Raw genomic sequence first — 19,397 nt, 5'->3', positions numbered from 1 at the left:
TGAAATAAGTAACGTTTTTAATAACCATGCTAATCTTGTTGTTACTTTTGAATCGCGCAGAAAGCACGCAAAACGAAACCAAAATGCACTAAATTGGTGCGTTGCACCGTTTTGGTTATAAGTTATGTGATAAAAATTTCTTATATTCAATGGGTTATGCATTCTCTTTTTTGAAATATATGGTTACAAATAAACATGCTTTCTCCTCGTTGTTTCATGAACTTTTTGATTTTAAGTTTTGATTCATGATGCTAATGTCACATCACCCCAGCATTAGGGGAGCTCATAAAATACCAAAAGATAAAATCACAGCCCAAATTATAAATTGGGCGTGACGGGCAGGGTTCTAATTATAATATCTAGGAAAATAAATGATGAAACGCAGTGTATTAGCCTTAGCTGTCGCCCTCGGGGCGATCACCTCCTTCGCCAACGCGGCTGAAATCTACAATAAGGATGGTAATAAACTCGACCTGTACGGCCGCGTTAACGCCAAGCATTATTTCAGCGACAGTAAGTCCAATGACGGCGATATGACCTATGTTCGCCTGGGCTTCAAAGGCGAAACGCAAATCAATGACCAGTTGACCGGTTACGGTCAGTGGGAATACAACGTCCAGGCCAATCACGACGAAGCGCAGGGCACCGCCGGCACCAAAACGCGTCTGGGCTTTGCGGGGCTGAAATTCGGCAACTACGGTTCTTTCGACTACGGTCGTAACTACGGCGTGGTGTACGACGCCGAGGCATATACCGACATGCTGCCGGAATTCGGCGGTGACTCCTACAGCTATACCGATAACTTTATGACCGCCCGTTCCAACGGTTTGGCCACCTACCGTAACCGTGACTTCTTCGGTTTGGTGGAAGGTCTGAACCTGGCGGTGCAGTATCAGGGTAAAAACGACGGCGACGGTCGCAGCGTGACCAAGCAAAACGGCGACGGTTACGGCCTGTCTCTGGACTACCAGGACATCGGCGGTTCCGGCATCGGCGTAGCGGCGGCGTTCTCTGATTCTAACCGCACCAGCAAGCAGAAAGAGCTGCAATATGGCAAGGGCGACAGCGCCACTGCATGGACCACCGCAGTGAAATACGATGCCAACCAGGTTTACCTGGCTGCGATGTATGCGGAAACCCGTAATATGACGCCGATCAGCGTCAATGGCACTTCCGGCTTCGCCAACAAAACGCAAAACTTCGAAGTGGTGGCCCAGTATCAATTCGAGAACGGCCTGCGCCCTTCCGTGGCCTATGTGCAGTCCAAAGGCAAGGATATCGAAGGGATCGGTGATGCCGACCTGGTGAAATACGTGGAAGTGGGGGCGACTTACTACTTCAACAAAAATATGTACACCTACGTTGATTATCAAATCAACCAGCTGAGCGACGATAACAAACTGAAACTGGCCAACGATGATATCGTTGCCGTCAGCTTGACGTATCGCTTCTAAGCGGCAATTCCATTACCTTCATCCTGTGTCGGGATTGGTAATCAGGCAGGGCGTAAGCCCTGCCTTTGTTTTATCGGGAGCTCAGCCTTTGGGCGCCAACCCGACCAGCTCAATGGCGGAACGCAGCGCGGCGAAACGTTGCTGATCCTGCTCACGCTCTATTTCGGTCACCAACTGTGAAAGAATATTGCCGCCGGATACTTTTTTATGGTTTTTGATTAACTGCAACACTGCGTCGCCTAACGCCAGGCTGACGTCGCGCAGCAGAGTTTCATATTGCTCGTTGGAATGAGCTGATGCTGGCATGACCTTTCTCTGTCTCTCTCTTCTTCGGGAGCCGCAATTTAGCAAAACAGCGGCCTTATGCCTCGGAGGAAGACGAAGTTTCTGATGAAATCAGAAATTCCTCAGCATCGCGCGGGAAGGGAATTAAAAATCCGAATATTCGCTGGCTGGCAACCAGAAGCCGTCGATAAACTCTTCCATGGGATAACAACCGGCGTGTCGCAAGTTCTGTTCCTTCATCGCGACCAGGCATTGTGGCTCGTCGCGCAATATGTCGACCACCATTTCACTGCAGCCACCATCCAGATAACAGACAAACATCACCAATGCGTACATCGTTGCACGCCTCCTTCGTCGAGTCGCCTTGTCTGCAACAGTGTAGGTAAAAAAGCAATATTTTTCAGCATCATTGCGCGATTAATCACCGTTGAAACGCCGCTGACGACACTTTCGGAATACTCTAACCGTTTCTGGCGCCGTGAGCGGATGGCATATCCTTTTGACGATGCTAAGCTTAACAAGCCTTACTTAAACGCATTAGTGCAACCATCAAAAGGAGTGATTATGGGCTTGTTTAACTTTGTCAAAGAAGCGGGCGAAAAACTGTGGGACACAGTCACCGGCAATGCCTCCGCCGAAGATCAAAGCGCCAAACTCAAGGAGCATCTCGATAAGAGCGGCCTGCCGGGCACCGACAAAGTCGATGTGCAGGTGGTCGATGGGAAAGCGGTGGTGACCGGCGATGCCGTCAGCCAGGAGCTGAAAGAGAAGATTCTGGTGGCGATCGGCAACGTAGCGGGCATCAGCGGTGTGGAAGACAAGGTGGCGGTAGCGCAATCCGACGCCGAGAGCCGCTTCTATACCGTGAAGAAGGGCGATACGCTGAGCGCAATCTCCAAAGAGATGTACGGTAACGCCAATCTCTACAACAAAATTTTCGAAGCCAACAAGCCGATGCTGTCGAGCCCGGACAAGATCTATACGGGACAGGTGCTGCGTATCCCGCAATAACGCCTCTGTCTCCCCTGGCCCGGCGATGTGCCGGGCTTTTTTTTGCCTCCGCTATAAGCATCTCTTATTTCCCTTCCCTCTAAATAAAAGTTACACATACCGTGTGCCTGCGCTCGCCGGCCCGCGGCGGCGGTGTTGACCCTGGGGGGGAAAGTTGGTAGCGTCATGGCCCGGTTGCGGACTGAGCAGCCGAAGGGGGATTTCGCTCCCCCATTCTGAGGGGGTGTCTTGCCCCATCAAACAGCAATGCAGCAGTTGAACGAGTGAAAGCCGATTTAGTGAAACAGCAGCGTAACGCCTTGACGGATAAAAACTACAGAGAAACCTTGGGTGATGCGCAATTTGCGATCGTCGTTTTGGCGATTGCGTCCTGCTCACTGATCATTTTTACGTTGGCGGTTACGCTGTGGCTGACCTGACGTCATTAACTAGGGGAGAGAAAATGGAGCCCAATCTCCACGATGAAACCAAACTGTTGGCGATTATCGGCCTGTTGGTTTCTGTACTGCTGGTCGTGTCGATTCTCTTCGGAGTGACTTATTTCTCCGATCTCAGGCATGCCCACGACGATATCGATATTAAAAGCTGCTACATCAAAACACCTTAATCCGCGTGAGTGCGGCTGAGCGTCGTCGCTCTCCAGGGGGCGTTGTCCTGTGCTAAGCTGGGGCGATTATCCTTGGCGAATCGGCGCCATTCAGGAGGTCTTTGCGATGAGTCAGTCACGTCCTACGCGCTTTTCACCCTCACGCGAGTGCCCTGTCATTGACGGCGCGCGCCAGATCCAGCGCATTGCCGTGCGCAATGCCGAAGTGGGCGGCATTCCTATCAACCGCGCGTTGCCAACCCGGGAGCGGCGCACCGTCGGCGCCTGGTGTTTTCTCGATCACGCCGGCCCGACGGTATTCAACGGCACCGCGCCCGGCATGGACGTAGGGCCGCATCCGCACACCGGTCTGCAAACCTTTACCTGGATGATCGAGGGTGAGGTGCTGCACCGCGATAGCCTCGGCAGCGAACAGTTGATCCGTCCGGGGCAGGTCAATCTGATGACCGCAGGGCATGGCATCGCGCATACGGAACAGTCGGTGGGCGAGGACCGACGGCTGCACGCCGCACAATTGTGGATTGCGTTGCCGGCCGAATATGCCGACATGGCGCCGCGATTCGATCATTATCCCGATTTGCCGCAGTGGCGGAATAACGGCGTGAATCACCGTTTGCTGGTCGGGGAATTTGGCGCTTATCGTTCACCGGTGTTTACTCTTTCGCCATTAATCGCCATTGATATGGAATGGCAAGAGGCGGCGACGGCGCAATTGCCGCTGCGCGATGATTATGAAATCGGCTTTTTGCCCCTGATTGGTGCATTTGAACTTAATGGTGAAACATTTTCACCTGACGCATTCGCCTATTTAGGCATGGGTAATAACTCTATTGAGTTAAATGCAGAGAAGGGCAGCCGGGGATTATTAATCGGTGGAGCGCCGTTAAATGAAGAGATCCTTATCTGGTGGAACTTCGTTGGCCATACCAAAGCGGAAATTATTCAGGCTCAGCGCGATTGGGAGCAGGAAACGGATCGTTTTCCGGCGGTCAGCGGTTATTCCGGTGAGCGCATGGCCGCGCCACGCCTGCCGTGGAGCGAAGTTTGATAGCGTTAGGATATAATCGCCGAGATTATTCGACTTATTTCGCTCTAATAACGCGCAATAAATGTGATCGCGGCTCCAGCTTCACGACAATATAAAGTTTCTCAACGAAATAGTGATCTGGCGCATATAATGATAAACGGAAGAAGATTAGGATAATCCTCAGGAAGTCAGGTTGTCTCCCGTTAGTCTGATGTCAGTGAGGTCATTATGAGCCAAGTTCTTTATCGTGCAAGACTGTCCCATGTCGTGGTTGCCACGGCGCTGTTTTGGGTCTCTGTCGCGGCATTGTTGGTTGCCGTATTACACTAACCTCAAAAAATGACTCCTGCATAAACCCGCTTCGGCGGGTTTTTTTATCTTGGATGGTGAGCGATATTCACCCATCACTTATACTTGACGGCATCCCCATTTCGCTATTTGGATAATCATGAAGCTCATTGCTGACATTGTTCTGCTGCTTATCGCGGCGCTCCACCTTTATATCCTGGTATTGGAAATGTTCCTGTGGCGCGCGCCGATCGGCAGGCGAGCATTCGGGACGACGGCGGAGTTCGCCGCGGCCACGCGGGTCTTGGCCGCCAACCAGGGACTGTACAACGGTTTTCTGGCGCTGGGCCTGGTATGGGGCTATTGGCGTGAAGATGTGGCGCTGCAGCTGTTCTTTCTCGGCTGCGTGCTGGCGGCCGGCGTGTTCGGCGGGCTGACCGCCAGCCGCAAGATCCTGTGGGTGCAGGCGTTGCCGGCCGCGATCGCGCTGCTGGCGGTCTCGGGCGCGCGTTAACCCGCCGGTTGACGGCGGGCGAAAATCAGGCGGATTTTTGGTGAATGACGTGCAGCGGCGGATCGATGTGCAGATCGACGCTCAGATCCTGGCGGAAATCGTAAGGCGTGATATTAAAACGCTTTCTGAACATGTAGGTGAAGTGGGACTGTGAGCCGAAGCCAAAGTCCAGGGCGATATCGAAAATCGACGCTTCACTGCTGCGCAGTTGATAGACCGCGCCGGCCAGACGGCGTTCACGAATGTATTTGCCCAGCGAAATCCCTGTCGCTTCTTTGAACAGCTTCTGCATGTGCCACAGCGAGTAGCCGGAGTACTCGGCCAGCTCTTCGAGATGGATCACTCGTCCGAGGTGAGTTTCGACCCATTTGCTGAGGGCGCAGACCAATGAGAGATGGTGTTCTTGTATCATCAGTGCGTCAGTGTGAGATCTACATAGCGGTGAAGTATACACAACTTGCCGCCGCGGACAAAAAACGCCGCCGATGACGGGGCATGATTCGGAAAAACCGTTGAACCGCCGCTTGTCAGCCGAAAGGAAAAACGGCTAATCTGAGACTGTCGCCGCCGCGGTGGGTGACGCGGAGCAGACCGCAGCAAGAACCGCCAAAACAGAGTCAGCCGTAACAACTCAACGTTGATGGGGTGATCGCATGTTAATGACAGTGATTATTACTCTGGTTGTAATCGTGGGCGTCGGCGCTTTTATGGCGACGCCGGTGATGAGCATGAAAAATGCGGAAGGTGTGGGAGGTGAAGAACCGTGAGAGCAAGCAGAGATGCACGCCGCTGAGCGGGGTGAGCGCTAATCGGGAAAGCCTGGGCCAGAAACCCGGGCTTTTTGTTGCCTGGCGGCTTAAACGTTTTTACGCTCGACGGTTTCCTCTCCCCAATAAAGCTGGTCGGCGGTGGTTTTGGCAAAAGCCTTTTCCAGCGCTTCATCGCTGCCTTCTTCCCAGATTTTCTGCGCCAACACTTCATCGTTCCCTGCCAGTTCAAAAATAGCTTCGGCAATTTCCACCGAAGTTTCACGCACTGTTGCCCAGGATTTCACATTGTGATTCGCCATAACTATCTCCTGTTGGTTGTGGCTTAGGTTACGGATGTTTTTATCACCGTCATGCTGCAAGTATAGGCTAATCTGCCGCGGGCTTTTGCCCGGCGGTGCGCAGAATGGGGAAAAAGGCGGTGAGGGCGGGCAATGGTGCAGGCGGCGTGCTATTCTGTGCGGCGTTTGAATCAAGAGGAAAAGTTATTATGTCTGACATGCTGAGCAACGAGCAGGAACTGGCTTCCGATCTGGTCGCTTGCCAACTGGTCATCAAACAGATTCTGGACGTTATCGACGTGATTGCGCCTACCGAAGTGCGTGACAAGATGGCGGGTCAGCTTAAAAGCATCGATTTCTCCACGCATCCTGCAGGCGCCGATCCGGTGACTCGTCGCGCGATTGACAAGGCGATTGCGCTGATCGAGATGAAGTTCACCCGCAGCTGAGGCGGGGCCGCCGCAGGGCGGCGGCGTCGGGCGGTGGCGGTTAATCCACCACCGTTTCGATTTTCTTGAACAGCGGGCAGTCGGCTACGCCGATGAAACCGTTGTCGCCATTGACGTACTGGGCGATCGCCACGTTGCGCGCCGTCAGGTATTTGCACTGCAATCCCAACCCGCCAACGTTCTTGTTGCTGCCTATCAGCACGCCGTAACCCGAGATCAAAAAGCCGCCGTAAATGACCGCCAACACCAGTACCCACTTAATCAATCTGCTCATTGTGCTTCCTCATTGTCCCTGAGGGCCCATCTAGCCACGACAACGGCATGACGGCAAGGGTAACAGTCTGAAAACCGGGCGATAGCCAGAAATCTAAACGACAAGTTAAACTTCGTTTAACTTCGCTGTGATAACATGCGCGATAGATTACCCAGATAACAATGAGGCTGCTAAATTTGTTGCGAAAAAAAATCCTCGTGATAATGACGGCCGTCGCTGCCTGCCTGTTTTTCTACCTGTTGGCGCTGGACAGCTATTGCGACGATGGTGGAAATTTTGCGCTGGGCATCTGTTCGGTGACGCGCTTCGTACCCTGGTAAGCAATTTTTGGCAGGGATGTTCGCCCGGCCGCCGCGAGTGTTAAGATGGCGGCCTGAATTTCGCAGTAGATAGGGTTGTCCATGTACGATTTAGGTTTTGGCCAGAACGGCCTGTTGTCGTTGGCTCTCGCCGCCGTGGCGTTGCTGGTGGGGCTCTGGGTTTGGTTCCTTGTGAACCGCGCCAGCGTGCGCGCCAACGAGCAGATTCGCCTGCTGCAGGAAATTGCCGAGCAGCAACGTCAACAAACGGCGCTGTTGAAGCGTTTGGCGCACAGCGCTCGCGCCGACGGCGGCGATGCTGATGACGACGATCTCAGCCCCGCGCTGGATTTTAAAGGTTTTATCCCCGAACGTTGAACACCTTGCTCCGGCTGGCGCTGCGCCGCCGGGGCGCTTCAGTAAAATACCATGCCCTGATACGGTTTTTCCCGGCATGCCGCCAGGCGGCTGGCCAGATCGCCGGCATGGATCTCCAACTGATGCCCATCAGGATCGAGAAAATAGAGCGACTCGCCCTCGCTGCGATTGCTTTTCCACTCTTCTGCGCCGCTCTGGCGAAGCCGCTCGCTGACCCGTTCAATGTGTTCCGGCGCGACGCTGAAGGCGTAATGGGTGTAATCACGCGCCCGTGGTTGCGTGCGCGCCTCATCCAATGACAGACACAGCCACAACGCCCCCAATGACAGATAGGCGCCGCCTTGCCAGCGGGCGTGAGGGGTGAACCCCAACAGATGGCGGTAAAAATCGAAGCTGCGATCGAGATCGCTGACGGCGAGCGTCAGGTGGTTGAGGCCGGTCAACATGCGTGCGTTTCCTGGGCGCTAAACAGACGAAAAGTGTACGCAGAAGGGGAGAAAAGTTAAAGGGGGCGAAACATTAGTGCAGATAATGTGAAAACCGGCGACGCTGTCATAAAACTGTCTTACAGACATCGTAATGTAGCGCCAACCTTACAAAAGATGGATAAAGCCGATGATTAAATGGTACGAAGAAAGCGATGCCGAAGTGAACCGCAGCATTGCGCTGCTGACCGGGGAGAACCCGGACAAGTGGTATCCCTACGGCGGCGTAAAAGGTAAAGATTACTGCAAGAATCCCTCCGATGCCTGGCCGATCATTTGCGCCAACAAAATCAGTCTGAACCCCGACAACCACAGCGACAGCCCACAGTGGCAGGCGCGCATGAGCACCCAGGGCGGTGAATGGCAGGCCGACAGCGCCAGCCCGCTGCGCGCGGCGATGATCTGTTTTCTGATGAGCCGACAGGCTAACTGATTCGCAAAAATACCGGTGATTGGTAAGAGTTTCTCCTTTTTCTAATAACAGAGCTGTCGTTGGCGGAGGCTGTTTATGAAGCGCATTATCAAAGGTGATAAAAACTTGTCTCATCTGGTGATTGCCCATGCGGCAATCGATCGTCATGCCGAAAGCTTCGGCCAGCGCCGTCAGGGCTGGCCCTCGACCTATCTGATAAAATATCAAAACGATCGCGTGGCGGTGGAAGTGGTTACGCGTCGCCAATCTTATGTCGCCACGCTGATGATCGGCGCGCGCAACCTGACCAAACTGTGCGGTATGCCTGGCTGAACGCCGCCGTTACCCGCTCTCCCTCGGTTAAAAAATCGCGCTCCGGTCTGCCGTCTCGGGGCGCTACTCCTTGATGCTCACGGGGTTAAGTGTTAAAAAGCCGCCCGCAGATACATTTATTGATTGGTGAAATCTTGGCCGATAACGGCAAGGAGGTACGCCATATGAGGATAAGATGGGCGGTCAGCATCAGGATACCCCGCTAAAACGCGGATTAAAAAACAGACACATACAGCTTATTGCCCTCGGGGGCGCCATCGGCACCGGTTTATTTCTCGGCATTGCGCAAACCATTAAAATGGCCGGCCCCGCCGTGCTGTTGGGCTACGCCATCGGCGGTTTTATCGCGTTTTTGATCATGCGCCAGCTGGGCGAAATGGTGGTGGAGGAGCCGGTCGCCGGATCTTTCAGTCACTTTGCCTATAAATATTGGGGTGATTTCGCCGGTTTCCTTTCCGGCTGGAACTACTGGGCGATGTTCATTCTGGTCGGCATGGCGGAATTGACCGCCGTCGGCATCTACATTCAGTACTGGTGGCCAGAGATCCCCACCTGGGCGTCCGCCGCGCTGTTCTTTGTGTTGATCAATCTGATCAACCTGGTGAACGTGCGCCTGTACGGCGAAACCGAGTTTTGGTTCGCCATCATCAAGGTGGTGGCGATTGTCGGCATGATCGTGTTTGGCGCCTGGCTGTTGGCCAGCGGCAACGGTGGGCCACAGGCCAGCATCACCAACCTGTGGCAGCAGGGCGGCTTTATGCCGCACGGCTTCTCGGGGCTGGTGATGGCGATGGCGGTGATCATGTTCTCGTTCGGCGGGCTGGAGATGGTGGGCATCACCGCGGCGGAAGCCGCGGATCCGCGTCGCAGCATTCCTAAAGCGACCAATCAGGTGGTGTACCGTATTCTGATTTTCTATATCGGTTCGCTGACCGTACTGCTCTCGCTTTATCCGTGGGGGCAAGTGGTGGAGGGCGGCAGCCCGTTCGTGCTGATCTTCCATGCGCTGAACAGCAATCTGGTGGCGACGGTGCTCAACGTGGTGGTGCTGACCGCCGCATTGTCGGTCTACAACAGCGGCGTTTACGCCAACAGCCGCATGTTGTTCGGGCTGGCCAGCCAGGGCAATGCGCCGAAAGCGCTGACGCGCGTCAACAAGCGCGGCGTGCCGGTCCTGTCCATCGCGCTGTCGGCGCTGATTACCTCGATCGGCGTGCTGATCAACTATCTGATGCCCGGCAAGGCGTTTGAGCTGCTGATGGCGCTGGTGGTGTCCACCCTGGTGATCAACTGGGTGATGATCTGCCTGGCGCACCTGAAATTCCGTGCGGCGAAGAACCGTCAGGGTGTCATTCCGAGCTTTAAGGCGCTGTGGTATCCGTTCGGCAACTATCTGTGCCTGGCGTTCCTCGGCCTGATTTTAGTGATTATGTATTTCAGCGAAGGGATCCGCATTTCGGTGCTGTTGATGCCGGTGTGGGTTGCAGTGCTGTGGGGCGGATTCATGCTGACGCGCCGCAAAGGCGCCAAGCGTTAATCTGCGCGCGGAGGCGTATTGCGCCTCCGCGCTCTTCTCGTCAGCTGCGCGGCATAAAGGCGCGCCCCTCACCGTCACCCCGTCCCAGCAGTTTCCGGCACAGCAGCAGCAGGGTGCTGATGACGTCGATGGTCACCACGCTGAGCATCAGCAGGGTCAGCATGAAGAACCCGAGCAGCGAACCGCCAAGCAGCACCAGCGGTGCAGGCACGCGCACGCGGCGCAGCTTCATGGCGAAATACATTTTCCAGTATTGCTTCTGCGCCAGCAGCGCGCTGCGAATACGGCGCCCCAGGCCTGCGCCTGATTTGCGGGATGTCGAACGACTCATAACTTCTCCTTTTCTGTATGCCCTACAAGTCAATCACAAAGTTCTTAAGAGAGTCTTAACGGGCTCTTGGCGGCCCTGGCTGTCTCACCGAAGTGAGACAACAGCATACGGCAAAAGCTCCCTCAATGCAGCGCACGGCTGACGAAGTGCGAGCTTCATCGGGTTTGTTACACTGAAAGTCATGCCCGTGCAGGGCGCTGAGGGTCGGGAGAAGACGCTGGATGAAAAGAATCAACCGTTATTACGACGCGGCCAAGGCGCATCACACGCCGGAGGGATTTCGCAACCCGGAACCTTCGCGGCGTCAGGAGGGGGATCTTCAACGTTGGCAAGATGAGCGCAAGCGCCAGGGGTTGCCCAAGCCGCCGCAGCAGGGCTACGCGCAATTTACCGAACGCTGGTGGCAGCCAGCCGATCTCAGCGGCAGTGGCGACAGCGTCTGGTGGTTGGGGCATGCCTCGATGCTGCTGCGGTTGAGCGGGCGCTATATCCTGATCGATCCGGCGTTGTCCGAACGCGCATCGCCACTGAGCTTTTACGGCCCGAAGCGCAGAACGCCGCCGCCGCTGACGGTGGAGCAACTGCCGGCGGTGGATGCGGTGCTGATCTCCCATAACCATTATGACCACCTTGACAGGCGCACGGTGCGGCAATTGGCGCGGCGTTTCCCTCAGGCCGAGTTCATCGTGCCGCTCGGCTTGAAGCGCTGGTTCCGCCGTTATCGGCTGAAGGTGCATGAGCTGGACTGGTGGCAGAGTCTGCCGTTGGGCGAGCTGACGGTCTACGCCACGCCGGCGCGGCACTGGAGCATGCGCACGCTGTGGGATCGCAATCGCTCGCTGTGGTGCGGCTGGGTGATCCACCATCCGGCGCTACGGTTTTATTTTTCCGGTGACAGCGGCTATTCGGAACGGTTGGCGGAGATCGGTCAACGGCTGGGGCCGTTCGACGTGGCGGCGCTGCCCATCGGCGCCTATGCGCCGCGCTGGTTTATGCAGGAGCAGCATATGGATCCGCAGCAGTCGGTGACGCTGTACCGTCAACTGAATCAGCCGCGCGCCATTCCCATTCATTGGGGGGTGTTCGAATTGGCGGATGAATCGCTGGACGAGCCGCCGCAGCAGTTGAACCTGGCGTTGAGTGAAGCGGGGCTGGAGCAGCATCAATTCCATCCGCTGAAGATTGGCGAGCGCATCGCGTTGCAGGACTCACCGTCTGCGTTACCTCATCACCACCCGGCGGCGCTGCGGGATGAATAAAACCAACGGTTTGAAAGCGCGGCTGTAATTAGCCGAATTGATAAGCGCGGGTGGTGATTCAAATAACCCCCTTGTTTTCAGGATTTAATTCAACGTTGAACTTTCGTTATTGATAAGACTATTCCGGCTATTGAGGTTAATGATATTCGGATTATTTATGATGAACCCACCGGCAAGCGGGAGAGGTGTCGGCGCTTTGCATGTTTATGCATCCGTTGTGCAGGGCGGATGCGTCACCGCTGGCCCGTTCGCCGTGCTCGCCCGCGCCGTTTGGCGGCAGGGCTGAAAGCCGATGATGAATGGGCTTTCCGGCGGTAAATGGTCGGAGGAGCGATGAATAAATTGGCCCCCGTTCATCGATATTCAAATGTTGCATATCAAATTCCATAAAGATTCAAATTTTTTAACGCTATAAGCGGCAAAAAAGCGGAAATGACGAGACAGATAGGCGTCAATACGATGAAAGTTTTGTTAAAACGCCAGCAGAATGCGGGGTCTGGCGCAGTGATTTTAGCAAGCAGAAAATAGCCGATGCTTCAACATCTTTTGGCCTATTTAAGCAAATGTGGCTCTCGACCGTTTCAAATATGTGCGACATGTCGTTCAGTGATTAAAAATGGCTTGCCATCGCATACAGAGTATGTGATAACGCATCTGGGTAAAACGAGGTACAGTTCTGTATATGTGTGGCATTTTCAGTAAAGAAGTTCTGAGTAAAGACGTTAGCGTTGAATACCGCTTCTCTGCCGATCCTTATCTTAGTGCCTCAAGCAGTAACGACTCTAGTTTGTCTATGTAACGCCTACGGGCGGTTTAAACAATCCAAAGGAAATACTCAAGATGGCAAAGATCAAAGGTCAAGTTAAGTGGTTCAACGAGTCTAAAGGTTTCGGTTTCATCACCCCGGCTGACGGCAGCAAAGACGTGTTCGTACACTTCTCTGCAATCCAGGGTAACGGCTTCAAAACCCTGGCTGAAGGCCAGAACGTTGAGTTCGAAATCCAAGATGGCCAGAAAGGCCCATCTGCAGTAAACGTTACTGCTATCTAATCAGCGTCAGCTGTACAAAAAGCCCGCCTTCGCGCGGGCTTTTTCGTTTCCGTCATTCGGCGACGATGACGATGCCGGCGTACTGGTTGCGGCCTTTAATGCCCGGATGCGTCGGATCCTGCGCGCGCCGATGGCTGTTGCGGCGATAGCTGGTGTATTTGAAGCGCTGCGGCCGCTGCGGATCGACGTCCGGCGTGCAGATAGTGCAACTGCCTGAGCGGTCAACGGCGGCGAAGCCGAGTGCCGTCAGCTTGTATTCGGCGATCGCGGCCAGATCCAGATGCCGATAGTGCGGGCTGATCAGCGTAGCGGGCAGCGGCAGACGCTGTTTAAAGTTTTCCACCAGCGCTTCGTCAACTTCGTAACAGCACGGGCCGGCGGCGGGACCGATGGAGGCCACCCAATCGGCGGTGTCGCCGTCCTGGCGAATGCGGGCCGCCATCTGTTCCAGAATACCGTCCAGCAACCCGCGCCAGCCGGCGTGCACCGCCGCGATGGCGCCGCCGTCACGACGGCTGAACAGCACCGGCAGGCAATCCGCCGTCAGCACGCTGAGCAGAATGCCGGGCTGGCGCGTGTAGAAGCCATCGGCCTCACCGCACGTCTGCGCCGGTTGCAGCACATCGACGATGCGGGTGCCATGCACCTGCTTCTTTTCCGGCAATGTGGCGCTGTAGGGCAGCAGATGCCCCGGCAGCAGCGCGAGTTTGTTGCCGAAGCCGTGCTGAATGTGGGGCACCGCATCGAGCAGCGCGGAACGATCGCTCATAAATTATTTTCACCTGCGTGAGAAAACAGACTCTCAGTGTAGCCAGCTTTTTCCCCGCTTGGCCAGGTGTTGTTGGCGATGAAAGCGAGCGGGGATGCGCCTTGCATCAAACCGGCGCCTTCTTTAGACTAGCCGCGCCCTGTCTCTCTGGAAGCCCATTCATGTCTTATCAATGTCCCCTGTGTCATCAGCCGCTGCATTTTACATCTCAACAATGGCGTTGCGACGGCAATCATCAGTTCGATCAGGCCAAAGAGGGCTACGTCAATCTGCTGCCGGTACAGCACAAGCGATCGAAACAGCCGGGAGACAGCGCGGAAATGATGCAGGCGCGGCGCGCGTTTCTCGACGGTGGATATTATCAGCCGTTGCAAGCGCAGGTGGCCGAGTGGCTGGATGTGGCGCTGGCGGCCGATGCTGGCGCGTTATTGGACATAGGCTGTGGGGAAGGGTATTACACCGCCGCCGTGGCCTCACGGCTGGCCCAGGGGCGCAATATGGCGGTCTACGGGTTGGACGTCGCGAAGGTGGCGATCCGCTATGCCGCCAAACGTTATCCGGCGGTCTCGTTCTGCGTCGCCTCCAGCCACCGCTTGCCGTTCGCCGACGGGGCGCTGGATGCGGTCTTGCGCATCTACGCCCCTTGCAAGGCGCAGGAGCTGGCGCGGGTGGTGAAGCCGGGCGGCGTGGTAGTGACGGTTTCGCCGGGCCCGCGTCATCTGTACCAGCTGAAAGAGCGGGTGTACCAGCAGGTGCAGCTGCATGCCGAACAGGACGAACAGTTCGATGGGTTCGACTGCGAGCGCAAAGAGGCGCTGGCCTATACGATGACCTTGCCGGGCGCGCAGGCCGCCAACCTGCTGCAGATGACGCCGTTCGCCTGGCGCGCCACGCCGGAAGTGCAACAGCGGTTGGCCGAGGGCGGGGAGTTTGTGTGCGAGACGGATTTCGTCCTGGCGCTGTACCGACGTCGCGCTTAAAAGGCGCGGCGTCCAGAAACAAAAAAACCTGCCGCGGCAGGTTTTTTTGCAGTTCGGTCGCCTCAGGCCAGGTAGCCGAGGTGTTCCAGCAGGATGTTGACGCCGATACCTATCAGCACCACGCCGCCGAGGATCTCGGCGCGTTTGCCGAGCAGCGGGCCGATAAAGCGGCCGATCATCATGCCCAGCGTCGCCATGATCATGGTGGCGCAGCCGATGGCCATCGCGGTGTGCACGATATTCACCTGCAGGAAGGCCAGGCCGACGCCGATCGCCATGGCGTCGAGGCTGGTGGCGATGGCGGTGGCGACCAATAACCAGAAACCATGGCGTTTGACCTTCTCTTCTTCGTCGGGCCTGTTGCGCACCCCTTCGACGATCATGCGCATGCCGAGAATGAACAGCAGCGAGAAGGCGACCCAGTGGTCCCATTCCATGATGTATTGGCTGGCGAACAGGCCGATGGCCCAACCGATGAGCGGGGTGATCGCTTCCACCACGCCGAAGATCAGGCCGGTGCGGATCGCTTCGCGAAAACGGGGTTGATGCAGGCTGGCGCCTTTGCCGATTGAAGCGGCGAAAGCATCCATGGACATGCCGAAAGCGAGAATAAGCGTTGCTGAAAGGTTCATGTGAAATAGCCTCGGCCGGGTGGCTCCATATACACGTAACCCACCCCCAACCAAACGACGGAGTTACGTGTCTATGGTCTCGCCAACCTTACCTGGCTGCCCGCACCACGTTTCATACGGCGAAACGAGTATGTTGATACGGGCGTTTCTGGTTTTTATTCTCCAGAAACCGGCTACTCCCCAATGACGGCGCAACCATACCATATTATTTCAGCCATCGACAACCTTATTCTTTGGCAATATTGGCTCTTAATTGAGACTCGTTTTCATTAATCTGAGTTCATGCGGGAATATAATGTAGCCGGGGGTAACAATGTTGCGGAAATAATAGTCAGAAAGGAAATGGCGCTGCCGATTAATTGTCCACAAGCAGCGCGGGGTTTGAGCGATAACGGAATGGATTTATTTTTATTTATTGATTATCAACGAAAAAGTGATAAATCTTCTCCAGGTCGTCCAGGTGAGTTACCTGAACCAACAGCCGGCGCTGTTCCAGGTCGATGGCCAGAATGCCATCCTCCGATAAATTCATGGCTTTAATGCGGTTATATTCGACAAACACATTGGCGAAGAAAAAACCGTGCGCTTTAAACACCATCTTGGGCGAGCGAATATAAGCGATATAGATGGCGAGCAGCGCCAAAGAAATAAGCAGGTAAGTGGTTAATGCCGCGCCGTTGGTGGTGACGTTGCGGTAAATCAGAATGGCGATCAGGCCGACGAAAATCAGGCTGTCGAGCCGGTTGCGGCGTTTGAGCGGCACTTTGAGCCGCGTTTTGCCTTTCAGCAGATCCATGCCGAATTCGTCATACAGCGAATACAGCAACAGCAGGGTGATGAACAGCATCAGTACGGCGTCGGTCAGTGACATCTCTTGCTCCACACATAAAAAAGCCGGGGGTTGCCCCCCGGCCGTTTCGAACGATTACAGGCCCAGCAGGCCAATCCAATAGCCAAAGATACCGATGACGAAGAAGCCGATGATGATCCACAGCGCGTTGACTTTCTTGCGCAGCAGCCACATGCAGGCGAAGGTCAGCAGCAACGGCACCAGGCCCGGCATCAGCTGGTCGAGGATAGTCTGCACCGTGGTGACGTTGGTATGCCCGGTCTGGTCGGTTATCTTGGACACCACCAGCGGGATATTCACGTGCGTCCACTTGTTGACCAGCGCCCCCATCACAAACAGGCCGAGAATGGACGCTCCTTCCGTCAGTTTTTGCAGGAAACCGCCGCCCATGTCATTGACGATATCCACCCCTTTACGGTAACCGTAGGCCACGCCGTAGTAGCGGGTCAGCAGGCGCACCAGGTTGAACAGCACGAAGAACAGGATCGGTCCGAGCAGGCTGCCGCTCATGGCGATGCCGGCGCCGAGCGCGGCGAACACCGGCCGCACGGTGCCCCAGAAGATCGGATCACCGACGCCTGCCAACGGCCCCATCAAACCGACCTTGATGCCGTTGATCGCGCCGTCGTCGATCGGCGCGCCGTTGGCGCGTTGCTCTTCCATCGCCATGGTCACGCCGAGCACCGGCGCCGCCACGTAAGGGTGCGTGTTGAAGAACTCGAGATGGCGTTTGATCGCCTGTTTGCGATCGTCATTGTTTTCCGGATACAGGCGACGGATCACCGGCACCATCGAGAAGCAAAAACCCAGCGCCTGCATGCGTTCGAAGTTCCATGACCCCTGGAACAGGTTAGAGCGCAGGAATACGCCGCGAATGTCGGCCGGCGTGAGTTTCTTTTGAGCAGTTGTATCAACCATTTCTCTCACCTATTCCTAGTCGAGTTCGTTATCGAGATCGTTCGCGTTAGCCGGGCCGGCCTGGACAACCTGAGATTTGTTGTATTTCGGGCTGAGCTGGATATACAGCACGGCCATCACCACGCCGATGACGCCGAGCGCCACCAGGTTGAAGTTGGTGAAGGCGGCGGTAACGAAACCGAGATAGAAGAACGGCATCAGGTAGCCGGCGCGCATCATGTTAATCACCATTGCGTAACCGACCACGACGATCATGCCGCCGGCGATGTTCAGGCCGCTGGTGACCACTTCCGGGATCGAGTTGAGCAGGGCGTGTACCCCGGCGGTGCCGACCGAGATGGCGACGATGACCGCAGGGATGGCGATACGCATCGCCTGCAGCAGCAGGGCACCGATATGGATCCAGGTGATGGCGCGCAGGCTGCCGCGCTCCGCCGCGCTGTCCGCCGCGTGCTGGAAGGCCACGGTGAGGGTGCGCACGATGATGGTCAGCACCTGGCCGGCCGCCGCCAGCGGAATGGCCAGCGCGATACCGGCGCCGACGCTCTGCCCACCGGCGATGACCAGAATGGTCGAGATGATGGACGCCAAGGCGGCATCCGGCGCGACCGCCGCACCGATGTTCATCCAGCCGAGGGCGATCATTTCCAGCGTACCGCCGATGATGATGCCGGTTTTCATGTCGCCGAGGATGAAGCCGATCAGGGTACAGGCGACCAGCGGGCGATGGAACTGGAACTCGTCGAGGACGGAACCCATCCCGGCGATACAGGCAACGATAAATATCAGCACAATCTGAAGAGTGGTGATCTCCATTGCACTTCTCCTATGACCAAAAAAGCTCTGAGTAAAATAATCAGCGGCTGGCGCCACTAATTGAGTTTGTTAATCAGGTCCATCATTTTTAGCCGGCTGTCGGACGAGACCTTACGCACCTCCAGCTCGATACCGCGGTCGTTCAGCTTCTTAAACGCTTCGATATCTTTTTCATCGACGGAAACGGCGTTGTTCACCTGGGTTTTCCCCTGACGGAACGCCATGCCGCCGATATTGACGGATTTAATCTCCACGCCGCCTTCCACCAGACGCCAAACGTCGGTCGGGTTGGTGAATAACAGCATCACGCGATCGTTGGCGTATTTCGGGTTGTTCCAGACGCGGATGGCCTTCGCCACGTCCACCACGTGGGCGGTGACGCCCGGCGGGGCAACCTGGGTCAACAAGGTCTTGCGCACATGGTCGGCGGCGACCTCATCGCTGACGACGATGATGCGGCTGACGTTGGTCTCTTTGGTCCAGCGGGTGGCGACCTGGCCGTGGATTAAGCGATCGTCGATACGCGCCAGGCCGATTTTCATGTGATCGTTCGGCCCCAACGGCGCCTGAGGAGCAGCGGCTTTCGGGGCGGGTGCTGCGGGTTTTGCGGGTTCTTCTTGCGGTTTTTTCAGCGCTTTCACGCCTTCACGGCCGGTTTCCAACGCCAGCGCCACCAGTTCATCGAAAGCGGGGTTATCGTCCCGCGCCATGAAGGTTTCCACCAGCATCGGGATGTTGACCCCGGTGACGACCTCATAGTTGTCTTTATCGACCGCAATGCGGCTGGCGGCGTTGAACGGGCTGCCGCCCCAGGTATCCACCAGGAACAGCACGCCGCCGCTGGTATCCAATCCACTGATTTTTTCGTTGTACTTGACGATTAACGTTTCGGCATTCTCACCGGGAACGAAGTCTATAAAGGCGACGTTGTCCTGCTCGCCCAATAGCATCTCCGCCGTTTTCAGCAGTTGTTCCGCTGCAGCCCCGTGTGTGCCGATGATAATAGCTATTGCCACTCGCTACCTCCTCGTTGAACTCCAGGCACGGTGTATATCGTTCTTCCGTGCCGTCTTGGCAGTCACTTCCGCGGTTCAGATACATTATGGTAGAAAAAAAGAAACGCACGCCTAACATTTCTCACGCAGTTTCAAATGCCTGTGCGCGATACTTCACGAACGCGTCATTTATTTTAGTGAGTGAAAAAATATTTTTTGTGACGCTGCTCCGCTATTGAATGCTCGGATAAATCTTAACGGTCGTGGGCGAGATGACAGGGCGCAACCTTAAACCGCCGTTGAAAAAGCCGCTTTGTCCGCCAGAAAAATCCTGATACAGTAATTTCCTCTTTCATCACTAAGGAGTGAAGGGCCTCAGCCCTCCCTATGGACTGT

At 55.8% G+C, this 19,397-nt stretch carries 29 protein-coding genes and 1 riboswitch; of the genes, 16 read left to right on the top strand and 13 right to left on the bottom strand.

The genetic code is table 11. The features are described from left to right. Positions 1-371 precede the first annotated feature (371 nt). Complete coding sequence (gene ompC / locus HWW83_RS03655; RefSeq protein WP_046687263.1) at positions 372-1,454, top strand: porin OmpC; 1,083 nt, start codon at positions 372-374, stop codon at positions 1,452-1,454. An 81-nt stretch (positions 1,455-1,535) separates the two neighbouring features. Here the strand turns inward: ompC and HWW83_RS03650 are convergent, their stop codons facing one another. Further along, positions 1,536-1,760 (bottom strand): biofilm development regulator YmgB/AriR family protein, encoded by a 225-nt coding sequence (locus tag HWW83_RS03650; protein WP_016927388.1) that lies wholly within the window; start codon positions 1,758-1,760, stop codon positions 1,536-1,538. A 123-nt stretch (positions 1,761-1,883) separates the two neighbouring features. Further along, entirely contained in the window at positions 1,884-2,075 is a 192-nt protein-coding gene (locus tag HWW83_RS03645; RefSeq protein WP_004934567.1) for a YdfD/YebW family protein, read from the bottom strand. A 228-nt stretch (positions 2,076-2,303) separates the two neighbouring features. On the opposite strand from HWW83_RS03645, the gene lysM reads away from it, so the two are divergent. The 5 genes from lysM (at position 2,304) to HWW83_RS03620 (ending at position 5,186) form a co-directional block, all read left to right on the top strand. Beyond that, positions 2,304-2,750 carry a peptidoglycan-binding protein LysM gene (gene lysM, locus HWW83_RS03640; protein ID WP_033643402.1) on the top strand — a complete coding sequence of 149 codons (447 nt, stop codon included), beginning with the start codon at positions 2,304-2,306 and terminating at the stop codon, positions 2,748-2,750. A 263-nt stretch (positions 2,751-3,013) separates the two neighbouring features. Further along, on the top strand, positions 3,014-3,169 hold the full coding sequence (locus HWW83_RS03635) for a hypothetical protein (RefSeq protein WP_162882310.1): 156 nt from the start codon (positions 3,014-3,016) through the stop codon (positions 3,167-3,169). 23 nt (positions 3,170-3,192) lie between these two features. Next, a complete protein-coding gene (locus tag HWW83_RS03630; RefSeq protein WP_162837199.1) occupies positions 3,193-3,357 on the top strand; it encodes a hypothetical protein in 165 nt (54 codons plus the stop codon). A gap of 106 nt (positions 3,358-3,463) precedes the next feature. Beyond that, positions 3,464-4,405: a pirin family protein gene (locus tag HWW83_RS03625; protein WP_122016314.1), complete on the top strand. Its 942-nt coding sequence runs from the start codon at positions 3,464-3,466 to the stop codon at positions 4,403-4,405. 427 nt (positions 4,406-4,832) lie between these two features. After that, the gene (locus HWW83_RS03620) at positions 4,833-5,186 is read left to right on the top strand and encodes a DUF1304 domain-containing protein (protein ID WP_047574842.1); all 354 of its coding nucleotides are present in this window, start codon (positions 4,833-4,835) and stop codon (positions 5,184-5,186) included. A gap of 25 nt (positions 5,187-5,211) precedes the next feature. Here the strand turns inward: HWW83_RS03620 and HWW83_RS03615 are convergent, their stop codons facing one another. Together HWW83_RS03615 and HWW83_RS03610 are read right to left on the bottom strand one after the other, a co-directional pair. Further along, positions 5,212-5,598, bottom strand: a complete 387-nt coding sequence (locus tag HWW83_RS03615; protein WP_004927697.1) for a helix-turn-helix domain-containing protein — start codon at positions 5,596-5,598, stop codon at positions 5,212-5,214. Positions 5,599-6,042: 444 nt separating this feature from the next. Further along, complete coding sequence (locus HWW83_RS03610) at positions 6,043-6,255, bottom strand: YccJ family protein (RefSeq protein ID WP_004927694.1); 213 nt, start codon at positions 6,253-6,255, stop codon at positions 6,043-6,045. Between the two features lie 188 nt (positions 6,256-6,443). On the opposite strand from HWW83_RS03610, the gene HWW83_RS03605 reads away from it, so the two are divergent. After that, complete coding sequence (locus HWW83_RS03605; protein WP_025303170.1) at positions 6,444-6,683, top strand: DUF2766 family protein; 240 nt, start codon at positions 6,444-6,446, stop codon at positions 6,681-6,683. A 40-nt stretch (positions 6,684-6,723) separates the two neighbouring features. On the opposite strand, the gene HWW83_RS03600 is transcribed toward HWW83_RS03605, so the two are convergent. Continuing rightward, the gene (locus HWW83_RS03600) at positions 6,724-6,957 is read right to left on the bottom strand and encodes a YobH family protein (protein ID WP_038877047.1); all 234 of its coding nucleotides are present in this window, start codon (positions 6,955-6,957) and stop codon (positions 6,724-6,726) included. Positions 6,958-7,133: 176 nt separating this feature from the next. Here HWW83_RS03600 and mgrB point away from each other — a divergent pair, with 176 nt between their 5' ends. Both mgrB and HWW83_RS03590 read left to right on the top strand, forming a co-directional pair. Further along, positions 7,134-7,277: a PhoP/PhoQ regulatory lipoprotein MgrB gene (gene mgrB, locus HWW83_RS03595; RefSeq protein ID WP_016927395.1), complete on the top strand. Its 144-nt coding sequence runs from the start codon at positions 7,134-7,136 to the stop codon at positions 7,275-7,277. Between the two features lie 81 nt (positions 7,278-7,358). Then, positions 7,359-7,634 (top strand): YebO family protein, encoded by a 276-nt coding sequence (locus tag HWW83_RS03590; RefSeq protein ID WP_033643394.1) that lies wholly within the window; start codon positions 7,359-7,361, stop codon positions 7,632-7,634. A 38-nt stretch (positions 7,635-7,672) separates the two neighbouring features. Here the strand turns inward: HWW83_RS03590 and fos are convergent, their stop codons facing one another. Further along, positions 7,673-8,080, bottom strand: a complete 408-nt coding sequence (gene fos / locus HWW83_RS03585; protein ID WP_033643393.1) for a fosfomycin resistance glutathione transferase — start codon at positions 8,078-8,080, stop codon at positions 7,673-7,675. A 169-nt stretch (positions 8,081-8,249) separates the two neighbouring features. Between fos and HWW83_RS03580 the strand changes: the two genes are divergently transcribed. From HWW83_RS03580 to HWW83_RS03570, 3 genes are all read left to right on the top strand, one after another. Then, positions 8,250-8,552: a phage protein NinX family protein gene (locus HWW83_RS03580; protein WP_033643391.1), complete on the top strand. Its 303-nt coding sequence runs from the start codon at positions 8,250-8,252 to the stop codon at positions 8,550-8,552. Positions 8,553-8,627: 75 nt separating this feature from the next. Next, positions 8,628-8,864, top strand: coding sequence for a DUF4060 family protein (locus HWW83_RS03575; protein WP_025303167.1), 237 nt, complete (start codon positions 8,628-8,630; stop codon positions 8,862-8,864). Positions 8,865-9,039: 175 nt separating this feature from the next. After that, positions 9,040-10,401, top strand: coding sequence for an amino acid permease (locus tag HWW83_RS03570; protein WP_033643390.1), 1,362 nt, complete (start codon positions 9,040-9,042; stop codon positions 10,399-10,401). Positions 10,402-10,441: 40 nt separating this feature from the next. Here HWW83_RS03570 and HWW83_RS03565 read toward each other — a convergent pair whose 3' ends face one another. Beyond that, positions 10,442-10,732, bottom strand: coding sequence for a hypothetical protein (locus tag HWW83_RS03565; RefSeq protein ID WP_033643389.1), 291 nt, complete (start codon positions 10,730-10,732; stop codon positions 10,442-10,444). Between the two features lie 221 nt (positions 10,733-10,953). Here HWW83_RS03565 and HWW83_RS03560 point away from each other — a divergent pair, with 221 nt between their 5' ends. The 3 genes from HWW83_RS03560 (at position 10,954) to cspE (ending at position 13,041) form a co-directional block, all read left to right on the top strand. Continuing rightward, a complete protein-coding gene (locus tag HWW83_RS03560; protein WP_033643388.1) occupies positions 10,954-11,991 on the top strand; it encodes an MBL fold metallo-hydrolase in 1,038 nt (345 codons plus the stop codon). A gap of 682 nt (positions 11,992-12,673) precedes the next feature. Beyond that, on the top strand, positions 12,674-12,790 hold the full coding sequence (locus tag HWW83_RS03555) for a DUF2627 domain-containing protein (RefSeq protein WP_002211058.1): 117 nt from the start codon (positions 12,674-12,676) through the stop codon (positions 12,788-12,790). A gap of 41 nt (positions 12,791-12,831) precedes the next feature. After that, a complete protein-coding gene (gene cspE, locus HWW83_RS03550; RefSeq protein WP_002221949.1) occupies positions 12,832-13,041 on the top strand; it encodes a transcription antiterminator/RNA stability regulator CspE in 210 nt (69 codons plus the stop codon). 52 nt (positions 13,042-13,093) lie between these two features. Here cspE and pgeF read toward each other — a convergent pair whose 3' ends face one another. Continuing rightward, positions 13,094-13,810 (bottom strand): peptidoglycan editing factor PgeF, encoded by a 717-nt coding sequence (pgeF, locus tag HWW83_RS03545; protein WP_089194866.1) that lies wholly within the window; start codon positions 13,808-13,810, stop codon positions 13,094-13,096. A gap of 161 nt (positions 13,811-13,971) precedes the next feature. Between pgeF and rlmA the strand changes: the two genes are divergently transcribed. Beyond that, complete coding sequence (rlmA, locus tag HWW83_RS03540; protein WP_046687257.1) at positions 13,972-14,790, top strand: 23S rRNA (guanine(745)-N(1))-methyltransferase; 819 nt, start codon at positions 13,972-13,974, stop codon at positions 14,788-14,790. A 62-nt stretch (positions 14,791-14,852) separates the two neighbouring features. Here rlmA and mntP read toward each other — a convergent pair whose 3' ends face one another. The 5 genes from mntP to manX form a co-directional block, all read right to left on the bottom strand. After that, the gene (mntP, locus tag HWW83_RS03535) at positions 14,853-15,422 is read right to left on the bottom strand and encodes a manganese efflux pump MntP (RefSeq protein WP_025159822.1); all 570 of its coding nucleotides are present in this window, start codon (positions 15,420-15,422) and stop codon (positions 14,853-14,855) included. Between the two features lie 11 nt (positions 15,423-15,433). After that, positions 15,434-15,616: riboswitch (yybP-ykoY riboswitch) on the bottom strand. Between the two features lie 218 nt (positions 15,617-15,834). Next, positions 15,835-16,293 (bottom strand): DUF986 family protein, encoded by a 459-nt coding sequence (locus HWW83_RS03530; protein ID WP_046687256.1) that lies wholly within the window; start codon positions 16,291-16,293, stop codon positions 15,835-15,837. Between the two features lie 54 nt (positions 16,294-16,347). Beyond that, entirely contained in the window at positions 16,348-17,190 is an 843-nt protein-coding gene (locus tag HWW83_RS03525) for a PTS mannose transporter subunit IID (RefSeq protein WP_033634889.1), read from the bottom strand. 15 nt (positions 17,191-17,205) lie between these two features. After that, entirely contained in the window at positions 17,206-18,006 is an 801-nt protein-coding gene (locus HWW83_RS03520; protein WP_033634888.1) for a PTS mannose/fructose/sorbose transporter subunit IIC, read from the bottom strand. Between the two features lie 56 nt (positions 18,007-18,062). Beyond that, positions 18,063-19,022, bottom strand: coding sequence for a PTS mannose transporter subunit IIAB (manX, locus tag HWW83_RS03515; RefSeq protein WP_089194865.1), 960 nt, complete (start codon positions 19,020-19,022; stop codon positions 18,063-18,065). Between the last annotated feature and the right edge of the window lie 375 nt (positions 19,023-19,397).

The sequence above is a fragment of the Serratia ureilytica genome (genome assembly GCF_013375155.1).
Lineage (GTDB): Bacteria > Pseudomonadota > Gammaproteobacteria > Enterobacterales > Enterobacteriaceae > Serratia > Serratia ureilytica.
This window is presented reverse-complemented; position numbering and strand designations above follow the sequence as displayed.